We start from the raw sequence: 19,190 nt of genomic DNA on the forward strand, positions 1-19,190 counted from the left end.
GCAGGACAAAGGGCCCTCCCGCGAGAGGGCCCTCACGTGGCACTCACTCTAGAGGTCCGGCTCGTCTGGTTTCACCCATCTGACGTACTCCCTTCCATCTCCCTTCCATGCTTTGCCGATCATCGTTCACCGGAACGTCGATCACGGCTCCACGCTGCGTGAACGACCGCGCCGCCAGGGCCGCGCACAGGGCCGCCAGCGGCAGTTCCAGCACCGCCGCGAGCATGATCGCCGACGTCCGGGCGGGCCCGGACGTGGCGGTCATCACGTCGAACCACGCATCCACCACCAGGAGGGTGCTTGCGACGGCGGCGCCCAGCCCGTACCTGGGGTCGCGGCGGAGGAGCAGCACGCCCGTCCCCAGGAGGGCGGCGGCCTCCACCGCGTCGAGCCCGACCCAAGCCGCCGACCAGTTCGACACCGTCGTGGTGGACGGCATCGTGGTGGCGAGCACCCACATCCACGGCACCAGCGCGGCCGAGCCCGCGATCAGTCCCCATCCGACCCGCCGCCTGTCCGCCGTCCGCTCCCCGGAACGGCGCCGGTGAACCGCGGGCGGACGCGCAACGTGCCCGCTGTCAGGACGCCCCCGCAAGGGGGCCGGCCGGGCGGAGAGCGGGCGGGACGGGACTCCTCCGTGGAGGCGGACGACGGTGGTGACCATGGGGGGCTCCTGCGGATGATGATCGATGCGCATCCGCTCTCCGGATGCATGATCAAGCCTCGCCGCGGCACCCATCACGGTCAGTAGCGTCCGTATCCGACTTGGGGTGGCATTAGGTTCACCCCCGGGCCTCCGGCCAGGTTCATGGTGGCGGGCGAAGCACGGCAATACGGTTGCTTCATGGCATCCAGCGCCGCGGTCCGCCGTGCCCGCGTGCACGCGCCGTGGTCGGCGGCGGCATGGCGGGACACCGTGTTCGTCGCCTCGGGGGTGCCGCCGCAGTGCGCCGGATGGCTGATCCTGGGCTCGGGCTGGACGTTTTGGACGCCGGTGAGCGTCACGCCGATCCTCGTCCTGGCCGGCGCGTCGATCGTCGTGCTGCTGCTCGCGCTGCGCCCGCTGACGTCCTGGCAGCGGGAGCGGTGCTGGGCCATGCTCGGCCTCGACATCCCGCGCATGCCGGACCTCGACGACGGCCGTCCCTGGGACCCGCTCCGCAACCTCCGCTCACCGGACCTGTGGCGGGTGCTGCGGTACCACCTGGTCGTCGGGCCTCTCATCGCGATCGGCGGGCTCACCGTGATCATGACGTGGGCGGCGGGGCTCTTCCTCGCCGCCTCCGGCCTGTACGCGTGGGCGCTGCCGGCCGGCGCTCCGGCCGGCCATCCCGCACGCGTCGGCGCGTTCACCGCGATCGGCCTCCTGCTCCTCGTGGCGGCGCCGTGGGCAGCGGCCGGCGTGCGCGGGCTGGACGCCCGCGCCGCCGCCGCGCTCCTCGGCCCCGACCGCGCGGAGGAACTGCGGCGGCGCGTCGAGGACCTGGCCGAGAAGCGCGCCGGCGTGGTGGACGCCGCCGACATCGAGCGCCGCCGCATCGAGCGGGACCTGCACGACGGGGCGCAGCAGCGGCTCGTCTCGCTCGCGCTGAACCTCGGACTGGCCCGCGAGACCCTCGCCGGCGTCCCCGACCACGCCATGCAGGTCATCGTCGAGGCGCACGAGGAGGCCAAGGAGGCGCTGGCCGAGCTGCGCACGCTGATCCGCGGCCTGCACCCGGCCGTGCTGGAGGACCGGGGCCTGGACGCCGCGCTGTCCGGCGTCGCCGCCCGGGTGCCGCTGCCCGTCCGGCTCAAGGTCGAGGTGGAAGCGCGTGCCTCGTCCACCGTCGAGGCCGTCGCGTACTTCGTGGTGTCCGAGGCGCTGACCAACGTCGTCCGGCACGCGCGCGCGGACGAGGTCGACATCGCCGTCGTACGCCGCGGCGACGTGCTGCGGGTGACCGTCCGCGACGACGGCGTGGGCGGCGCCGACCCGGCCGGCGGGACGGGCCTGACCGGGCTGGCACGCCGCGTCCGGTCCGTGGACGGTACGTTCCGGATCACCAGCCCCGCCGGGGGCCCGACGACCGTCACCGTGGAGCTGCCGTGCGCGTTGTGATCGCCGAGGACTCCGTCCTGCTGCGGGCCGGGCTGGTCAGGCTGCTGGAGACCGCCGGGTTCGAGGTCGCGGCCGCCGTCGGCGAGGCGGAGGGGCTGCTCGCCGCCGTCCGCGAGCACCGTCCCGACGCGGCGATCGTGGACGTCCGGATGCCGCCCGGGTTCACCGACGAGGGCGTCCGCGCGGCGCTGGTCATGCGGCGGGAGTCGCCGGGCGTCGCCGTCCTGCTGCTGTCGCAGTACGTGGAGGAGCGGTACGCCGCCGACCTCCTCTCGGCGGGCACCGGCGGCATCGGCTACCTGCTCAAGGACCGCGTCGCGGACGTCTCGGTCTTCCTGGACGCGCTGCGCCGCGTAGCTTCCGGCGGCACCGCCCTCGACCCCGAGGTCGTCTCGCAGCTGCTGCTGCGCCGCCACAGCGACCCGCTCGACCGGCTCACCCCGCGTGAGCGGGAGGTCCTGTCGCTGATGGCGGAAGGCCGCTCCAACGCGGGGATCGCCGCGGCGCTGGTGGTGAGCGAGAGCGCGGTCGCCAAGCACATCAACAACATCTTCGCCAAGCTCGACCTGCCGCACGCCGAAGGCGACCACCGCCGCGTCCTCGCGGTGCTCCGGTTCCTGGACGGCGAGACATGACGGTCGCGGCTCCGGGCAGGCCCCGGCGGCGCGGCGTCTGGATCGCGATGGCGGTCGTGACCGCGCTGGCCGTGGTGACGCCCGCCCTGCTGACGGCGCTCGGACGGGCCGTCCGGCAGACCGCGACGTCCGTCACGCCCTACCACCACGCCATCAGGGAACTGCGGCTCGACGTGGCCGGAGCCGACGTCTCGGTCGGCCCCGGCGAGGACGGCGAGGCGCGCGTCTACAAGAACCTCCGGTGGGGGCTGAGCAAGCCCGACGTCACCGAGTCGCTGGTCGGCGGCATCCTGTTCGTCGCGTTCCGCTGCACGGGGACGGACGTGCCCGGCGGCGGCTGCGGCGCAGACATCGACGTCCGGGTGCCGGCGGGGACGCGCGTGTCGGCGGTGTCCGGATCCGGGGAGATCAACGTCCGGGGGCTGGCCGGCGACCTCGATCTGCGGACCGGGTCGGGCGGGATCGGGGTCGCCGGCGCGAGCGGGCGGCTGCGGCTGCTGGCCCGGTCCGGCGCGATCACCGCGACGGGCCTGACGTCGCCGACGACGCGGGCGCGGGTGTCGTCCGGCTCCCTCGACCTCCGCTACGCCGAGCCGCCGGACGCCGTGGAGGCGTCGGCCGGGTCGGGCGCCGCGAAGATCATCGTGCCGCCGGGGTCGCGCTACGACGTCCGGGCCTGGGCGGGATCCGGTTCGACCCATCTCAACCAGGCCGTCGTCGACCCTCGCTCGCCGCGGTCGATCTCCGTCCACAGCGGCTCCGGCGCCGCCTACGTCGACTACCGGGACGACGCGCGCTGAGCTGAACCGCCGCGGGCGTCCTCCGGTGGGAAACCACCGCGGTTTGTCCGCCCGTCCTGATAGGACATGTCCGGACGAACTCGCAAAGGGGATCCATGGGCGTTTATCAGCACCTTGAGGAATATGCCGGCCTGCCGGTGGCCACGTTCAACGAGGACACCCGGCCGGACGCGGAGGACGGCGCGGCCGGCGACCCGGTCACCGGCGAGGACTTCCCGCCGGCCGCCGAAGCCGCCTGGTTCGTCGGGACGTCCTTCGACGAGGAGGACTTCGGCGACGTCTTCGCGCGGTTCCTGCGGACGGTCGACACCGCCGAGGTCACGGCGCTGATCATCGGCTACTGGGGCGCGTCCTACGACGACGGCGCCGCCGACCCGGTGGCGCTGCTCACCGCGGCCGCCGCGTCCTTCCCCAAGCTCAGGGCGCTGTTCCTCGGCGACATCACCGGCGAGGAGTCGGAGATCTCCTGGATCGAGCACTCCGACATCACGCCGCTGTTCACCGCGTTCCCGGACCTGGAGCGGTTCGAGGTGCGGGGGGCGCAGGACCTCGCCCTCGATCCGATCAAGAGCGAGAGGCTCCGGGTGCTGCGGTTCGAGTCGGGCGGGCTGCCGGGGCGGATCGTCCGGTCCGTGGGGGCGAGCGAGCTGCCGAACCTGGAGCACCTCGACCTGTGGCTCGGCGAGGAGAACTACGGCGGCGACACGACGGTCGCCGACCTCGCGCCCTTCCTCGGCGGCGAGCGGCTGCCCGCGCTGCGCCACCTCGGCCTGGAGGACAGCGAGATCCAGGACGAGATCGCGGCGGCCGTCGCGGGCGCGCCCATCGTCGCGCGGCTGGAGTCGCTGAGCCTGGCGATGGGCATCCTCACCGACCAGGGCGCCGAGGCGCTGCTCGCCGGGCAGCCGCTCACCCACCTGCGCAGGCTGGACCTGCACCACCACTTCCTGTCCGACGCGATGGTGGAGCGGGTGAAGGCGGCGCTGCCCGGCGTCGAGGTCGACCTGGACGAGCAGGAGAAACCGGACGGCGACTGGCACTACATCGCGGTCTCGGAATGATCCAGGAACGCCTCTCGACGTTCGCCGGCCTCCCCGTCCGCACCTTCGACGGGGAACCGGAGGGCCCGCTGCCCGACCCGGGCGGTGTGGCGTGGGGCATCTATCACCACGTTCACGACAACGGGGCGTGGGGAGCGGAGGTCCCGGAGAACTTCGACCTCTTCCTCCGGACGGTCGACACGACGCAGGTCACCCACCTCGTCATCGGCTACTGGGGGTTCGACTGCGAGGAGTTCGACCCGGTGGAACGGCTGCTGGACGCGGCCGGCCGCTTCCCGAACCTGCGGGCGCTGTTCCTCGGCGACATCCGCGACTGGGACCTGCACCTCTCCTGGATCAACCCCGAGTGGCTGAAACAGTGGCGGCGGTACGAGCTGGACCTGAGCGGCTCCTACATCGCGGTCGCCGAATGAGCCTCGTCGTCGTGGGGACGCCCGGCGACCGGCGTCCGGCCCTCTTCGCGGCGGCGTGCCGGGCCGCCGGGCTGCCCGAGCCGCGGCTCCTCGCCTGGGCGGACGTGCTGCGCGGCGCCCCGCTCGGTCTCGCGGCGGGCGACGTGCTGCGCATCGACTCGCCCGGTGAGGACCGCGAGGCCGACGCGCTGCTGCGCGGTCCCGGCGAACCGGCCCGGGTGGGCGGCGGCGCGCGCTGGCACCGGACGTTCACGGCGGCGCTGCGGCGGCTGTCCGAGGCGGCGTCGGCGGCGGGGGCCCGCGTTCTCGGCGACGTCGAGGAGATCGCGGTCATGTTCGACAAGCGGCTGGCGCACGCGCGCCTGCTCGCCGCCGGCGTCCCGGTCCCGGCCGCTTTGCCGGACATCGACGGCTATGCGACGCTCCGGTCCCGGATGGACGAGGCGGGGGAGCGGCGGGTGTTCGTCAAGCCGGCGCACGGCTCGTCCGCCTCCGGGGTCGTCGCGCTGCAGACCGCGCCGGGCCGGGTCCGCGCCGTGACCTCGGCCTTCATGGCGGAGGGCCGGCTGGTCAACTCGCTGCGCGTGCGCTCCTACGAGACCGGGGACGAGGTCGCGGCGCTGATCGGCCTGCTCGCCCCGGACGGCCTGCACGTGGAACGGTGGCTGCCCAAGGCGACGCTCGGCGGCCGCGTGTTCGACCTGCGGGTCGTCGTCATCGGCGGCGAACCCACGCACGCCGTCGTCCGGACGAGCCGGACACCGATGACCAACCTGCATCTGGGCGGGACCAGAGGAGACCTGGGGGCCGTGCAGCGCGCGCTTGGCGATGAACGCTGGCAACGTGCGCTCGACGTGTGTGCGCGGGCCGCCGCCTGTTTCCCTGGCAGTCCGATGGTCGGCGTCGACCTGCTGGTGGGGGCCGGCCTGCAACGGTTCGCGGTGTGCGAGGTGAACGCGTTCGGTGACCTGCTTCCTGGACTGACCGGTCTGCCGGGCAGCCCCGCCGAAGGGCTCGACACCTATGCCGCACAGGTTGGATTGCTCGAATGCACGACATGAACCAAATCATCGGCAGCCACGACGTGCTGCTGGTGACCCTCGACACGCTGCGCTATGACGTGGCCGCCGAACTGGCCGCGTCCGGTGAGACACCCACTTTGAGCGGACTGCTCCCAGGTGGCCGCTGGGAGCGCCGCCACGCACCGGGCAGCTTCACCTATGCCGCGCACGCCGCCATGCTGGCCGGATTCATGCCGACGCCCGCGTCCCCTGGGCCGCACCCGCGCCTGTTCGCGGGTGCGTTCCCCGGAAGCGAGACGACCTCGTCCCGTACATGGACGTTCGACGCCGCCGACCTGCCGTCCGGGCTCGCAGCCGCCGGGTACCACACCGTCTGCGTGGGCGGCGTGGGGTTCTTCAACAAGCTGACGCCGCTCGGGTCGGCGCTGCCGTCGCTGTTCGCCGAGAGCCACTGGGAACGCGGGTTCGGCGTGACCGACCCGGAGGCGCTGCCCAACCAGATCGGCCGCGTCGCTGAGATCATGGAACGGCTGCCTGCCGACCGGCGCCTGTTCCTGCTGTTGAACGTCGCGTCCTTGCACCAGCCCAACTGGTTCTACCTGCCCGATGCCGCGAAGGCGGGCGGGGACACGCGTGCCGGCCACGCCGCCGCCCTCCGCCATGTCGACGCCCACATCGGCCGGCTGTTCGCGCTGATGCGCCGCCCGTGCTTCGTCATCGTCTGCTCCGACCACGGGACGGCCTACGGCGAGGACGGCCACACAGGGCACCGCATCGGCCACGACGTCGTCTGGACCGTTCCGTACGGGGAGTTCGTTCTAACGTGAAGCCATACCAGGGGTACGTGTACGCGTACCCGCACAAAACCGCCTACCGGCCCTTGGCCCCTCCGCCCCTGCTGCGGGACGTGTGGGCGGGGGAACCGCTCGATTCGCTCTTCCTCTACCTCCACATCCCCTTCTGCGAGATGCGGTGCGGTTTCTGCAACCTCTTCACCCGCACCGGCGCGCCCGAAGAACTGACCGGCGCCTACCTGGACGCGCTCGACCGGCAGGCGGCCGCCGCCCTGGACGCCCTGGACGCTCCCGTCCTCGCCACGGCGGCCTTCGGCGGCGGCACCCCGACCTACCTCACCGCACCCGAACTGGAACGCCTCTGCGACATCGCCGGACGATTCCCGGGCTTCGGCTCGGTTCCGCTCGGCGTCGAGACGTCCCCGGCGACCGCCACCACCGACCGGCTGACCGTCCTCGCCGACCGCGGAACCACCCGCATCTCCATCGGCGTGCAGAGCTTCCTGGACGAAGAGGCTCGTGCGGCCGTCCGACCCCAGAGACGCGCTGAGGTGGAGGCCGCGCTGGACCGCATCCGGGCTGTGGGCTTCCCGACCCTCAACATCGACCTCATCTACGGCATCGACGGCCAGACGTCCGCGACATGGACGCACTCCCTGGACGCCGCCCTTGCGTGGCGTCCAGAGGAGATCTACCTGTACCCCCTCTACGTCCGGCCGCTGACCGGTCTCGGGAGGCGCGCCCAAGACTGGGACGACCAGAGACTCACCCTCTATGGCATCGGCCGTGACCACCTTCTGGCCGAAGGCTACGAGCAGGTGTCGATGCGGATGTTCCGCCTCCCCGACGGCGCCGCCCATGGGACGGAGTACTGCTGCCAGACCGACGGCATGGTCGGCCTGGGCTGCGGAGCCCGTTCCTATACCTCCCGCCTGCACTACTCGTTCGAGTACGCGGTCGGTCCGCGCCACGTGCGCTCCATCATCGATTCCTACGTGAGCGAAACCGACTTCACGACCGCCCGAGTGGGCTTCGCCCTGGACAACGACGAACAACGCCGCCGGTACCTCCTCCAGTCACTTCTCCAAGCGACCGGTCTCGACCGGGACACGTACCGCGCGCGCTTCGGCATCGACCCACTGGACGACTTCACCGCCGACCTCAAGCCATTGGGCGACCGGGGCTGGCTGGAGACGTCCGGCGCCACCCTGAGGCTCACGCCCGAAGGGCTCGCCTACTCCGACGCCATCGGCCCCGCACTCTTTTCGTCCCACGTCCAGTCCCTCATGGACTCCTACGAGGCGCGCTGATGGATCACCTCACGATCCTCTACCGGGGCCCCCTGGCGAGCTGCGACTACGACTGCTCGTACTGCCCCTTCGCCAAGCGCCGCGACACGACGGCCCAACTCCGCGCCGACCGCGCCGCCCTCGAACGCTTCACGGCATGGGCCGCCGCCTGCGAGCACCCGATCTCCGTACTCTTCACACCATGGGGCGAGGGCCTGGTGCGCTCCTGGTACAGGCAGGCCCTCACCACACTGAGCCACCTCCCGCACGTCGAACGGGCAGCGATCCAGACGAACCTCAGCCACCGCGTCTCCTGGACGGCCGGCGCCGACCTGACCCGGCTCGCACTGTGGGCGACCTACCACCCCGACCAGGTCCCCTACGATCGCTTCGTGGGCAAATGCCGCGACCTGGCCGCCCGCGGCGTCCGCTTCAGCGTCGGGATCGTCGGGCAGCCCGATCACCTCGACGCCGCCCGCCGCCTCCGCGCCGACCTGCCCACCGGCACGTACCTGTGGGTCAACGCCGCCGAGGGACGCGTCTACGACGACGCGGAGGCCGCCTCCTGGACCGAGATCGACCCGCTCTTCCCGCTCAGCCGCCGCCCCCACGCCAGCCGCGGCCTTCCCTGCCGAACCGGCGAGACGGTCGTCTCCGTGGACGGCGACGGCACGGTCCGCCGCTGCCACTTCGTCCCGTCCGTCCTGGGCAACCTCTACGACGGCACGTTCCGCGACGCCCTGGCCCCGCGTCCCTGTCCCCTCGACACGTGCGACTGCCACATCGGCTACGTCCACCTGGAGCCCTTGGCCCTTTACGACACCTTCGCCGGCGGCGTCCTGGAACGAATCCCGACCCTCTCCGCCCTGGGCGCAGGCCGCGGCACCGTGAGGGCGGACGTCCCTTGGTGACCGGGGAAGTGCGGCCAAGGGACGCCCGCGGGCTTCTCAGGTCTGCTTCTCGGGTTGGTAGTCGGCCTCGTCCACACCGAACGTCCAGGCGACGCCCGCGCGCGCTGTGCGGGTGCCGGGTGGGACGCGCAGATAGTAGGTGCGGTACGCCCCGTCCGGTTCGGGCGTGGAATTGACCACCTCGACCATGACCACGGGTTCGTCGCCGGGCAGGTCGATCGACCACAGGACGCCCGTCTCGTCCCGGTGCAGAGGACGCGCGCCCGTCTCGGCCAGGTAGCGGTCGTATCCGAAGATCTCCAGCATGACCCGGCGCAGTTCGGCGTTCTCCTCGGACGAGATGCGGTCCGCTGTCAGGCCGGTCAGCGAGGAGACGAAATCGGGCGGGATCGGCATGCCGCGCCAGGCGTGCAGCGCGAACCCGTCCGGATAGGCGAGGGCGGGACCGTCGCCGCGGTGCAGCCGTCCGGGCTCGTCGCGGTGCAGCTCGCTCGGACGTTCCGAAAGGATCACCAGCCGCTCGTAGGGCCACCACCAGCCGGCCGAGCGGGCGACCTCGGCGAGGCCTGCGAGCGGGCCGTCCAGCCGTCCGAGCGACTCGAACAGCGCCAGCCACGGCGCGTCGTGCTGGCCCAGGACGGCGTCGAGTGCGGCGGCCCGCAGCAGGGACGCGGCTCGCTCCCGCTCCGGAGCCGGGAGCGGGTTCCCGGCCGGGAGCGCACGGGCATGGGCCTGTTCCCCGATGGCGTTACGGACCCGGGTGACCAGCGACTGGACCTGGTTCCAGAGCAGGCCCCCGGTGTCGGCCCACGTGCGCGGCCACTGCTCCGGCCCCTGTTCGGAGCAGGCCGCCGCACGTTCCGCCTCCCAGGGACGGGTCCGCACGTCCGCGAGGACGCTCCCGCCCGCGGCGCCCTCACCCAGGTCGGCATGGGCTTGCTTGAGCAGGTCGTCCAGCCCCGCCGCCCGCAGGGCCTCGCCGTGACCCGCCAGCACGGCCGCCACGGCGGCCCCACGCGCGGGGGAGGGCACCCACAGGTACCGTTCGGGGGCGTGCAGACCGGCGGCGGCGTAAGCCGCGGCCACGCCCGCCTCGGCCCGGCCGCGGTCGGCGGGGCCGGTGCCGAACGCCGCCGACTGCCAGTCGCCGACCACGTAGTGGGTCTCGCGTACCGTTCCGGTGAGCATCCCGGCCCCTTCAGTCGGCCACGACGCGGACCGCGCCGGGCACGTACTCGCGCTGGCGGACCACCCGGTACCACCCCTTGGGCAGCGTGATCGCCGCGTGCTCCTCGTGGACCAGCCGCCCGCCGGACGGCAGGTGCAGATGGTCCGGGGCGAGCGGATCGGGGACGCGCAGCAGCGAGCCGGGCGCCGACAGCGCGTGCGCGTGCCCGGTGGCCTCGCCGAGCGCCAGCACCATGCGGCCGCGGCCGTCGCGCGGGGCGGGCGGCAGGTCGCGGACGGCCTTCGGGACCGCCTCCTCGGGCACGGGCAGGATCAGGATGTCTCCCTGTCGGTACATGCGGCGAACGTAGCGTCCGCCACCGACAGAACGCGGGCCCGACAGAACGCGGGCCCGACAGAACGCGGGCCCGACAGAACGCGGGCCCGAGAGAACGCCGACGTCAGAAGCCGCGGGTGCGGCGGGCCGCCGGGCGGGCCCACCGCCCGGACGCGCCGAGGCCGACGTGCTGGAACGCGCGCACGAACTCGCCGCCGAGGTTCACCCCGGCGGCCAGCGCGAACGCCACGGATATCGCCCCGATGAGACTCAGCACGCCCGTGTTCGGTGAGCCGGTGTTGAGCTCGACCATGCCTCGGTAGAGGGCCGTGCCGGGCAGGAGCGGGCCGATGGCCGGGACCACGTACGGCATCACGGGTTGCCGGTGCCTGCGGGCCAGCCAGTTCGCTCCCACCCCGACGAAAGTGGCCGCGACCGCAGCCGCCAGCACGGGCGGAACGTTCCACCCGCGCACGAGGACGTACAGCACCCAGATCAGTGCTCCGCCCAGCGCGGCCGCCGCCAGGACGTCCCTGGGCGCGGCGAGGGAGATCGCGAACGTGACGGAGATGGCGGCCGCGGCGACGACCGCGACCGGTCTCAGCTCCGCCGCCGGCGTGGGCAGGTGCTTGACGTCGATCGCCACGCCCATGCTGACCGCGACGTAGACGACCGCGCCGAGCCCCGCGACGATCGCCGCGATCATGAAGAAGACCTCCAGCACCCGGGCCCCGGCGCTCACCAGGTCGCCGGTGATGCCGTCCTGGATGCTGGCGACGAGCGGACGTCCCGGCAGCAGCGCCAGGATCGCCCCGGTGACGACCGTGGACGCGTGCCCGGGGTTGCCCATGGCCACCACCAGGGCCGCGGCGGCGGCGCCGATCGCGGCGGCGACCGTCAGCTGGAAGAACTCCGCGATGCCGCGCCGCGCCAGCGCGGCGGCGGTGCGGTCGCCGAGCAGCGTGGCGATGAACGCGGTGGCCGCCACGAGCGGACCGCCGCCGGACAGGACACTGCCCGACGCGGCGATGAGCCCCAGCGACACGACCATGAGCCAGGCCGGATACGGGGCCCGGCCTGCCTTGATCCCCCTGAGCTGCTTGTGGGCCTCGTCCAGCTCCAGCATGCCGATGGTCGCGTCCTGGACGAGCTGGTGCAGCGCGGTGAGCCGCCAGTAGGCCGGGGTACGGCGCCTGATGGCCCGCGTCCCCGTCATGGGCGCCGCGCCCTTGCCGGGGTGGGCCGAAACCAGGAGGCTCGTCAGGGTGACCTGTACCTCGCAGCGGGGAAGCTCGTAGGCCACCGCCAGGCTGAGCATCGCCTCGTTGACGCGCTCGGTGGTCTCGCCACTGGCCAGCAGCAGTTCGCCCACGCGGAGCACGAGGTCGACCGCCCGCGGGTCGACGATCTCGCTGGGTTCCTCTTCGGGCGGTTCCGGGGGAGACCCGTCCATCAGGACCTGCCATGTCCGCCGCAAGCGTTCGGCCGCGCGCATTCCCCCGCTCGTGCCCCTTCCCCGCCTTGTCGCCGATCTTGACTGGCAGGCTACCCGCGGCCTCCGCGGTCCAACTCCGCGGCTCCCTCCGCCTTTTCCACAGAACGCGGTTCTGGTGCGGTGCCTTCGCCGGCGCTGGTACCAAGGACGCATGAGCACTCCAGACCAGCTCCGGGACGATGCCGAGCGGTGCCTGCGCGCCCTCGCCGGCGACCACGCGCGGCTCCGCGACGACCAGTGGACGGCGATCAGCGCGCTCGTCGTCGAGCGGCGCCGGGCGCTGGTCGTGCAGCGCACCGGCTGGGGCAAGTCCGCCGTCTACTTCGTGGCGACCCGGCTGCTCCGCGAGCGCGGCGCCGGCCCCACCGTGATCGTCTCGCCGCTGCTGGCGCTGATGCGCAACCAGATCGCGGCCGCCGACCGGGCCGGCATCCACGCCCGCACCATCAACTCGTCCAACACCGAAGACTGGGACCAGATCTTCGCCGAGGTCGAGCAGGGCTCGGTGGACGTCCTGCTGGTCAGCCCGGAACGGCTCAACAACCCCGACTTCCGCGACCTCGTCCTGCCCAAGCTCGCCGCCGGCGCCGGGCTGGTCGTCGTCGACGAGGCGCACTGCATCTCCGACTGGGGCCACGACTTCCGGCCCGACTACCGGCGGCTGCGCACCCTCCTCGCCGAACTCCCGCCCGGCATCCCCGTGCTCGCCACCACGGCGACCGCCAACGCCCGCGTCACCCAGGACGTCGCCGAGCAGCTCGCCGGCGACGACGCCCTCGTCCTGCGCGGCCCGCTGGAACGCGAGTCGCTGCACCTCGCCGTCGTCGCGCTCCCCACCGCCGAGCAGCGCATCGCCTGGCTGGAGGAGCACCTCGCCGACCTGCCGGGCTCCGGCATCATCTACACGCTCACCGTCGCCGCCGCCCACGAGATCACCGGCCATCTGCGCGACCGGGGCCACGAGGTCGCCGCCTACTCCGGCCAGACCGAGCAGGCCGAACGCCTCCAGGCCGAGCAGGACCTCCAGGACAACAAGCTCAAGGCCCTCATCGCCACCAGCGCACTCGGCATGGGCTTCGACAAACCCGACCTCGGCTTCATCGTCCACGTCGGCGCCCCGCAGTCGCCGGTCGCCTACTACCAGCAGATCGGCCGTGCCGGACGCGGCGTCGACCGCGCCGAGGTCATCCTGCTGCCGGGCCGCGAAGACCGCGACATCTGGGCCTACTTCGCCAGCCTGGCATTCCCCCCGGAGCAGACGGTCCGCACCACCCTGGACGTCCTCGAAACGGCCGGCCGCCCACTCTCCACCGGCGCCCTCGAACCGATGGTCGACCTCACCCGCTCCCGCCTCGAAATGATGCTCAAGGTCCTCGACGTCGACGGCGCGGCCCGCCGCGTCAAGGGCGGCTGGACGTCCACCGGACGGCCCTGGACCTACGACCGCGAACGCTACGAGCGCGTCACCGCCGAACGCCGCCGCGAGCAGCAGGCGATGCTCGACTACATATCAACGCGGGACTGCCGGGAGGAGTACCTGCGCCGCCAGCTGGACGACCCGGACGCCGCGCCCTGTGGCCGCTGCGACAACTGCACGGGCCGCCACTGGCCCGCCGACGTCTCCCAGGAGAGCACCGCCCAGGCCCGCGACCGCCTGCACCGCCCCGGCGTGGACATCGCACCCCGCCGCATGTGGCCCACCGGCGTCAAGGACGACCTGGGCGTCTCCGGCCGCATCAAACCCGACCTCCAGGCGGAGACAGGCCGCGCCCTGGGGCGCCTCACCGACATCGGCTGGGGCAACCGCCTCCGCGACCTGTTCGCGGGCCCCGACACCGACGTCCCCGCCGACCTGGTGGACGCGGTCGTCAAGGTCCTCGCCGCCTGGGACTGGCCCGCCCGCCCCACCGGCGTCGTCACGATCGGCTCCCGGTCCCGCCCCCGCCTGGTCACGACCTTCGGCCAGAGCATCGCGCGGATCGGCCGGCTGACCTACCTGGGCGAACTGGCCCCCGTCGGCGACCCCGTTCCACGCCGCCACAACAGCGCCCAGCGCCTCCGCTCCGTCTGGCACACCCTGATCGTCCCCGATGACCTGGCCGCCGCCCTCCCCGGCAATCCCGGGCCCCTGCTCCTGGTGGACGACCGCATCGAAACCGGCTGGACCATGACGGTGGCCACCCGCCTCCTCAAGGAAGCGGGCGCCGACAAGATCCTTCCTCTGACCCTGGCCATCCCCAACTGACCCGGCCGCTCCACCGCGGATCTCGCCCGCGCCAACTGCCGCCCCGCCCGGCTCTGTCGTGTTGCCGGGCGCCGAGTCCCCGCCAGGGCCGATCGTCGCTCCTGCCCGGCTTTCCGCGTGGCCAGTGTCGGGTTCCCGCTGGGGCGGCCAGTCGCTTCTGCTGTGCTGGCGGCGCTTCTGCTGTGCTGGCGGCGGTCGAGTGGTCGGGGTGCAGTGTTAGTCGGCGGGGTGCGGCGTTAGTCGGCGGGGTGGTAGCGGGTCTGGCTGAAGCCGCCCTTGGTGAAGGCGAGGACCTTGCTCGGCCGCACCCTGAAGACGAGCGCCCGGGCGCCGTCCTCGTGCGTGAATCCGGTGTCGGTCGCCTTGAACTGCCACTGGCCGTTCCACTTGGCGGCCCAGGCGGTGGCGAGCCGTTCCAGGGCGGCGCGCTCGGTGACGCGCTCGGCCGCGCCCTCCACGACCACGTCGAGCCCCTTGTCCCACCGGTTGCAGCCGGTCGTCAGCGCGACCTGCGGGTTGGCGGTGAGATTCACGGCCTTCTGCTCTTCGGAGCCGGTGGTGAAGTGGAGCGCCTCGTCGAGCCACACGCCCACGAGGGGGGTGATATGGGGCCGTCCGTCCGAGCGGACGGTCGTGATCCAGAACAGCTGCGCCGATTCCAGTGCATCCTGCGTGGTCGCCCAGGGCACCGGCTGGGCGCCCGGGTCGCTGAAACGTTCGTCGAGCCGGGAGGTCGGGTTCTTCATGGTCGCTCCGATCGAGTGCGTGCGGGGAAGGTGTCGTCGACGATGCGGTCGATCCGGGAAACCGCCGCCATGTCCGGGCTGAAGCGATTGCGCATCACCGCGACGGCGATGCCGGAGTCGATGTCGGCGTACGCGGCCGTGCCGTTCACGCCGACCATGCCGAAACACGATCCGGGACGGCCCCCGGCGCCGCCCGGACGATGAGGGCTGAAGCCGAAGGCCCATGCCGCCGGCATTTCCATGACCTCGTCCATGCCCTCGTAGTGCAGCGCCGCCATCTCGGCCCGGCGAGCAGCCGAGACGAGATCGACTCCGTCGACGTGGCCGAGCAGGGCGGCGTACAACCGTGCCGCCCCGCGGGCGGTCATCGTCCCGGCCGAAGGGATGTCCGCGCCGAGGACGTCCGGCCGGTTGGCATAGGCGGCATCGGGCTGGATGCCCGGCGGGATCGCCTTACCGGCAGGCGACCCCTGCTTGGGCCGGCCGAAGGGCTCGACCGGCGGCTGCTGAACCGCCACCCCGGTCAGCAGGTTCTCGGGCACGCCGAAGTGGACCTCGTCCTCAATGCCGAGCGGACGGGTGACGGCCTCGCGGAGCCACCATGCCAAGGTGCGTCCCGTCCCGCGCCGCACGATCTCACCGAGGAGGAAACCGAACGTCTGCGCGTGGTAGCCGAAGCGCGTCCCGGGCTCCCACCAGGGCCTCGACTCCGCCAGCACCGCGCACATATGGTCCCAGTCGCACAGATCCTCGACCGTGGTGTCGTACGGCGGGGCGGGAACGCCCGCGGTGTGCAGCAGGACATGGCGGAGCGTCACCCCGCCCTTGCCGTGGGCCGCGAACTCGGGCCAGACGTCCGCCGCCTTCATGTCGTAGGCGAGTTCCCCGCGCTCCACGAGCACGTGAGCCACCGCTGAGGCCACGCCCTTGGCAGCGGACGCCGCGTAAAAGAGCGTGCCCGGCGTGACCGCCCGCGCGCGTTCACGGTCGGCCAGACCAGCGACGACGTCCGCGACCACCCGTCCCCGCTCCATGACCACGGCCTGGAGGCCGACCTCGGCGCCGGACGCCACCAGCTCATCGGCCACCGCCTGGACACGCTCCTGCAAAGACATCACCGGACGCCCCCGCCGCGCAGATGAAGAACGCCGCGCGCAAGAACGTTCACGACTTGCGTGCGCATGGTGGCGGCGCCCAAGGCCGGGCTCGGGGGCGGCCGGGTGCGCGGTGCGTGCGTGATCGCTCTGCTGGGCATCCCTCGGCTCCTCTCTGCGGTGTTCAGGGCGGACGGCCGCCACGGTTTCGTGCGGCCTCAATAGAGACCTTCATGCCCCGGCATATTCATCGGTGGAGCCTCGGTCTTCCCGGCGGGACGCCACCGGGAACCCAGAAGACGCGTGTCGGGCCGGGGGCCGGTGGTGGTGTCGCACGCGGTGGACCAGGTCGCTGGGGCGGCGTTCGGGGTGGTGCCGGCCGCCGCGCCGCGCGGGGCGTTGCCAGATCGTCCGCCGCCCGCGCGCCCCCGTGGGCGCGGGCGGGACGATCGTGCCGGCCCGTGCGCGCGGCCCCGCGCACGGGCCGGCGGCCGGTCCCGGCGCCGCGGCGGAGAAGAGCCGCGGCGAACGGGAGTCCGTGCGGCGGCCCCGGCGGCCGGCACCGCCGGGGCACGCCCGGGAACGCCGCCGTCCTGGTGGGACGGATGACGGCGGCGTGGTCGAGAGAAAGTGTTCTAGAGATTAGAAAACTCTGTCCAGTTGTTTGCAAGAACATCTTGAGATAAGTTGAGCAGGAAATGTCATCATTTCCCGCTCAGTTGGCCGTCCGGCCATTTCCGCGGGACGGCGGAACAGGTAGTAATGTCCCTCACCGTGTCACCGGGTCTCGATGCGCTTCTGGATTGTCCGTCCGGCCTGCTCGATATGACGTTCGATCAGCTGCGGACGCTGCTGGTCGTGCATGAGACGGGGTCCGCGCTGCGGGCGGCGCGCGTTCTCGGCCGCGAGCAGTCCAGCGTCCAGAAGCAGCTCGACATTTTGAACCGCAACAGCCAGACGCTGTGCGGCGAGGTGCTGACCGTCCGGCAGGGGCGCGGCAGGGACTACCTCTTCACGCCCACCGGAGAGGCCACCGTCGAACTGGCGCAGCTGACGTTCGACAAATGGCTGGAGTCCATTCATTTGAGCCGCCGCCGTCTCGGGCGGATGCTGACCGTCGGCACCACGGAGTTCACCCTGCCGATCGTCTCCCGGGCCTGGAACCGTGTTTCCGAGGAGTTCCGTCAGCGGGAGGTGGAGTTCAAGGTCGCGCACGTCCGCACCAAGGACGTGTGGTCACGCCTGGAGAACCGGCAGGTCGACCTCGTGTGCGGCAGCATCGTCAGCACTCCGGAGGGCGATCTGCGCCTGAAGGAGTACGAGGTCATCGAGTACGCGCGGGGCCAGGCGCTGCTGCTGACGAATCTGCTGGAGGGCGAGCTGCCCGACACGCCGGTCGAGACGAGCGAACTCGGGCGCGTCCCGCTGGTGGTGCCGCCCGCCGGGCTGGTCGCCGACCTGCTCGCCACCTGGTACGGGACGAACTTCCGCGACCGGCTCAACGTCGTCGCCGACATCGACGACGTCCACTACGGGCTGTCGCTGCTGCGGTCGGGGTTCGTCCGCGGCTGCATGATCGTCACCGGGTCGATCGGCCGCGGCATGGCCGCCCAGGAGGACCCGGACGCCGTCCCGCTGCGCGCCGTCCAGCTGCACGACGATCTGGAGCCCAAGGCCGAGCTCATGACCGGCGCGTTCGTCCGGCGCGCCGACCTGGAGCGCTACGACGCCGGGCATCCCCTCAACCGCCTGTGGGCGGCGGTCAAGGAGGACGTCCGAACCTACACGCCCCTCGCCTGACCCCGGCCGCCGGACGCGGGCAGGCACGCGGAGGGAGCGCCGGCGACCGCAGCGGGCATGCCCGCCGAGCCGGGTGACCGCAGCGACACGACACAAACCCGCACGGTCACAACACACCGAAACCGTGGCGTGAGGATCGACCGGCTCGTGACGGGGGTTCCAGGGGGTCGCCCCCCTGGGCCAACACAGCCCCTACTTGATCTGGTTGTCGACCACATCGAGGGTGGGGCGGGCGCCGAGGTGCTTCATGGCCCGGGCGGCGAGGCGGCAGCCGGCGGTGAGGGCGTCGGCGGGCTGCTTGCCGTCCAGCCAGGGCGGCAGGAACCCCGCGACGAACGCGTCGCCGGCGCCGGTGCCGTCGACGATCTTGTCGACGGGTTCGGCGGAGACGGTGACGGGTTCGGGGCGGCCGTTGGTGTACCAGAGGGCGCCCTCGGAGCCGTTCTTGATGACGACCTGCGGGTACCAGGCGGTCAGGACCTTGGCGGCCTGCGCGGGCGTCTCGCGGCCGGTGAGGATCTCCGCCTCTTTGGCGTTGAGGACGAGGAGGCGGGCGCCCTGCGTCCACTCCAGGAAGGGTTCGGCCCCCATGCGCTTGAGCGGGGAGGACGAGCCGCCGTCGACCGACACGGACATCTGCGCCTTGCGGGCGAGGTCCAGTGTGTAGATGGCGGCCTTCCGGGAGCCCTCGTTGATCAGCGAGTAGCCGGACAGGTGCAGGTGGGTGCCCTGTGTGAACAGGTCCCTGCAGCGCTCGATGTCCTCGGGGAGGAGCGCGCCGTTGGCACCGGGATCGGACAGCATGGTCCGGTCGCCTTTGTGCGTGACCATCACCACACAGGTTCCGGTGGGACGTTCCTGGTCCATGACGAGGCGGGCGTCGACGCCGTACCCCATCATCTCCATGTCCCGGTTCCGGCCCGCGATGTCGGAGCCACGGCGTCCGACGAACGCGGTCTCGACCCCCTCCAGAGCGAGCCAGGCGGCCACATTGGCACCCGAGCCGCCCCCATGGGTCGTCACGGCGGCGGGCGTGTCGCTCCCCTTTGCCAAGGGGAACGCGGCACGCGCCACGGTGTCTGACATAAGATCGCCGACCACGACCACGCGCGTCATGGAGTCATCACCTCGATCAACACGGCCCGCGCGAGCGGCAATTCCTGGGCGTGTGGTCGACCGTAACAGCTCTTGAGCCCGGATTAGGTCTCGAACGCGCAGCGAAACACGGGGAAGACCGTTTTTCCCGGCGCGGGCCTGGGGGTGTCCGTGCCTTACCCTCG

At 72.3% G+C, this 19,190-nt stretch carries 18 protein-coding genes; 11 read left to right on the forward strand and 7 right to left on the reverse strand.

Going from position 1 to position 19,190, the window contains the following annotated elements; genetic code table 11:
* Positions 1 to 43: 43 nt before the first annotated feature.
* Positions 44 to 664, reverse strand: a complete 621-nt coding sequence (locus AL2_RS21450; RefSeq protein WP_157438283.1) for a hypothetical protein — start codon at positions 662 to 664, stop codon at positions 44 to 46.
* A gap of 180 nt (positions 665 to 844) precedes the next feature.
* Between AL2_RS21450 and AL2_RS21455 the strand changes: the two genes are divergently transcribed.
* From AL2_RS21455 to AL2_RS21495, 9 genes are all read left to right on the forward strand, one after another.
* A complete protein-coding gene (locus AL2_RS21455) occupies positions 845 to 2,101 on the forward strand; it encodes a sensor histidine kinase (RefSeq protein WP_067636186.1) in 1,257 nt (418 codons plus the stop codon).
* Positions 2,089 to 2,736, forward strand: a complete 648-nt coding sequence (locus AL2_RS21460) for a response regulator (protein ID WP_067636188.1) — start codon at positions 2,089 to 2,091, stop codon at positions 2,734 to 2,736. The genes AL2_RS21455 and AL2_RS21460 overlap by 13 nt, the downstream gene beginning before the upstream one ends.
* A complete protein-coding gene (locus tag AL2_RS21465; RefSeq protein ID WP_067636190.1) occupies positions 2,733 to 3,536 on the forward strand; it encodes a DUF4097 family beta strand repeat-containing protein in 804 nt (267 codons plus the stop codon). The genes AL2_RS21460 and AL2_RS21465 overlap by 4 nt, the downstream gene beginning before the upstream one ends.
* A 95-nt stretch (positions 3,537 to 3,631) precedes the next feature.
* The gene (locus AL2_RS21470; protein ID WP_067636192.1) at positions 3,632 to 4,597 is read left to right on the forward strand and encodes an STM4015 family protein; all 966 of its coding nucleotides are present in this window, start codon (positions 3,632 to 3,634) and stop codon (positions 4,595 to 4,597) included.
* Positions 4,594 to 5,010 carry a hypothetical protein gene (locus AL2_RS21475; protein ID WP_067636194.1) on the forward strand — a complete coding sequence of 139 codons (417 nt, stop codon included), beginning with the start codon at positions 4,594 to 4,596 and terminating at the stop codon, positions 5,008 to 5,010. Before AL2_RS21470 ends, AL2_RS21475 begins: the two co-directional genes overlap by 4 nt.
* The gene (locus AL2_RS21480; RefSeq protein ID WP_067636196.1) at positions 5,007 to 6,071 is read left to right on the forward strand and encodes an STM4014 family protein; all 1,065 of its coding nucleotides are present in this window, start codon (positions 5,007 to 5,009) and stop codon (positions 6,069 to 6,071) included. The genes AL2_RS21475 and AL2_RS21480 overlap by 4 nt, the downstream gene beginning before the upstream one ends.
* Positions 6,059 to 6,859, forward strand: a complete 801-nt coding sequence (locus AL2_RS21485) for an STM4013/SEN3800 family hydrolase (protein WP_067636198.1) — start codon at positions 6,059 to 6,061, stop codon at positions 6,857 to 6,859. Before AL2_RS21480 ends, AL2_RS21485 begins: the two co-directional genes overlap by 13 nt.
* Positions 6,856 to 8,136 (forward strand): STM4012 family radical SAM protein, encoded by a 1,281-nt coding sequence (locus AL2_RS21490; RefSeq protein ID WP_245666804.1) that lies wholly within the window; start codon positions 6,856 to 6,858, stop codon positions 8,134 to 8,136. Before AL2_RS21485 ends, AL2_RS21490 begins: the two co-directional genes overlap by 4 nt.
* Positions 8,136 to 9,026, forward strand: a complete 891-nt coding sequence (locus AL2_RS21495; RefSeq protein ID WP_067636200.1) for an STM4011 family radical SAM protein — start codon at positions 8,136 to 8,138, stop codon at positions 9,024 to 9,026. The genes AL2_RS21490 and AL2_RS21495 overlap by 1 nt, the downstream gene beginning before the upstream one ends.
* 36 nt (positions 9,027 to 9,062) lie before the next feature.
* Here AL2_RS21495 and AL2_RS21500 read toward each other — a convergent pair whose 3' ends face one another.
* From AL2_RS21500 to AL2_RS21510, 3 genes are all read right to left on the reverse strand, one after another.
* A complete protein-coding gene (locus AL2_RS21500) occupies positions 9,063 to 10,214 on the reverse strand; it encodes a DUF6745 domain-containing protein (protein ID WP_067636202.1) in 1,152 nt (383 codons plus the stop codon).
* 10 nt (positions 10,215 to 10,224) lie between these two features.
* The gene (locus tag AL2_RS21505; RefSeq protein ID WP_067636204.1) at positions 10,225 to 10,551 is read right to left on the reverse strand and encodes a DUF8820 family protein; all 327 of its coding nucleotides are present in this window, start codon (positions 10,549 to 10,551) and stop codon (positions 10,225 to 10,227) included.
* Positions 10,552 to 10,654: 103 nt separating this feature from the next.
* Positions 10,655 to 11,983 (reverse strand): threonine/serine exporter family protein, encoded by a 1,329-nt coding sequence (locus AL2_RS21510; protein ID WP_067636265.1) that lies wholly within the window; start codon positions 11,981 to 11,983, stop codon positions 10,655 to 10,657.
* 193 nt (positions 11,984 to 12,176) lie between these two features.
* On the opposite strand from AL2_RS21510, the gene AL2_RS21515 reads away from it, so the two are divergent.
* On the forward strand, positions 12,177 to 14,270 hold the full coding sequence (locus AL2_RS21515) for a RecQ family ATP-dependent DNA helicase (RefSeq protein WP_067636207.1): 2,094 nt from the start codon (positions 12,177 to 12,179) through the stop codon (positions 14,268 to 14,270).
* A 236-nt stretch (positions 14,271 to 14,506) separates the two neighbouring features.
* Here AL2_RS21515 and AL2_RS21520 read toward each other — a convergent pair whose 3' ends face one another.
* Positions 14,507 to 15,016: a pyridoxamine 5'-phosphate oxidase family protein gene (locus AL2_RS21520; RefSeq protein ID WP_067636209.1), complete on the reverse strand. Its 510-nt coding sequence runs from the start codon at positions 15,014 to 15,016 to the stop codon at positions 14,507 to 14,509.
* The gene (locus AL2_RS21525; RefSeq protein WP_210747968.1) at positions 15,013 to 16,125 is read right to left on the reverse strand and encodes a serine hydrolase domain-containing protein; all 1,113 of its coding nucleotides are present in this window, start codon (positions 16,123 to 16,125) and stop codon (positions 15,013 to 15,015) included. The genes AL2_RS21520 and AL2_RS21525 overlap by 4 nt, the downstream gene beginning before the upstream one ends.
* A gap of 810 nt (positions 16,126 to 16,935) precedes the next feature.
* On the opposite strand from AL2_RS21525, the gene AL2_RS21530 reads away from it, so the two are divergent.
* A complete protein-coding gene (locus AL2_RS21530) occupies positions 16,936 to 17,910 on the forward strand; it encodes a LysR family transcriptional regulator (protein WP_083946754.1) in 975 nt (324 codons plus the stop codon).
* 192 nt (positions 17,911 to 18,102) lie between these two features.
* On the opposite strand, the gene AL2_RS21535 is transcribed toward AL2_RS21530, so the two are convergent.
* Positions 18,103 to 19,026, reverse strand: coding sequence for a carbohydrate kinase family protein (locus AL2_RS21535; protein WP_067636213.1), 924 nt, complete (start codon positions 19,024 to 19,026; stop codon positions 18,103 to 18,105).
* Positions 19,027 to 19,190 lie beyond the last annotated feature (164 nt).

The organism is Actinomadura latina NBRC 106108, from assembly GCF_001552195.1.
Lineage (GTDB): Bacteria > Actinomycetota > Actinomycetes > Streptosporangiales > Streptosporangiaceae > Spirillospora > Spirillospora latina.

Excerpts from the sequence above, each read along its gene's own strand:
- AL2_RS21470 (WP_067636192.1), top strand. The coding sequence starts at position 3,632 with ATGGGCGTTTATCAGCACCTTGAGGAATATGCCGGCCTGCCGGTGGCC.
- AL2_RS21495 (WP_067636200.1), top strand. The coding sequence starts at position 8,136 with ATGGATCACCTCACGATCCTCTACCGGGGCCCCCTGGCGAGCTGCGAC.
- AL2_RS21485 (WP_067636198.1), top strand. The coding sequence starts at position 6,059 with ATGCACGACATGAACCAAATCATCGGCAGCCACGACGTGCTGCTGGTG.
- AL2_RS21480 (WP_067636196.1), top strand. The coding sequence starts at position 5,007 with ATGAGCCTCGTCGTCGTGGGGACGCCCGGCGACCGGCGTCCGGCCCTC.
- AL2_RS21500 (WP_067636202.1), bottom strand. The coding sequence starts at position 10,214 with ATGCTCACCGGAACGGTACGCGAGACCCACTACGTGGTCGGCGACTGG.
- AL2_RS21510 (WP_067636265.1), bottom strand. The coding sequence starts at position 11,983 with ATGGACGGGTCTCCCCCGGAACCGCCCGAAGAGGAACCCAGCGAGATC.
- AL2_RS21455 (WP_067636186.1), top strand. The coding sequence starts at position 845 with ATGGCATCCAGCGCCGCGGTCCGCCGTGCCCGCGTGCACGCGCCGTGG.
- AL2_RS21465 (WP_067636190.1), top strand. The coding sequence starts at position 2,733 with ATGACGGTCGCGGCTCCGGGCAGGCCCCGGCGGCGCGGCGTCTGGATC.
- AL2_RS21515 (WP_067636207.1), top strand. The coding sequence starts at position 12,177 with ATGAGCACTCCAGACCAGCTCCGGGACGATGCCGAGCGGTGCCTGCGC.
- AL2_RS21475 (WP_067636194.1), top strand. The coding sequence starts at position 4,594 with ATGATCCAGGAACGCCTCTCGACGTTCGCCGGCCTCCCCGTCCGCACC.
- AL2_RS21450 (WP_157438283.1), bottom strand. The coding sequence starts at position 664 with ATGGTCACCACCGTCGTCCGCCTCCACGGAGGAGTCCCGTCCCGCCCG.
- AL2_RS21535 (WP_067636213.1), bottom strand. The coding sequence starts at position 19,026 with ATGACGCGCGTGGTCGTGGTCGGCGATCTTATGTCAGACACCGTGGCG.
- AL2_RS21505 (WP_067636204.1), bottom strand. The coding sequence starts at position 10,551 with ATGTACCGACAGGGAGACATCCTGATCCTGCCCGTGCCCGAGGAGGCG.
- AL2_RS21520 (WP_067636209.1), bottom strand. The coding sequence starts at position 15,016 with ATGAAGAACCCGACCTCCCGGCTCGACGAACGTTTCAGCGACCCGGGC.
- AL2_RS21530 (WP_083946754.1), top strand. The coding sequence starts at position 16,936 with ATGACGTTCGATCAGCTGCGGACGCTGCTGGTCGTGCATGAGACGGGG.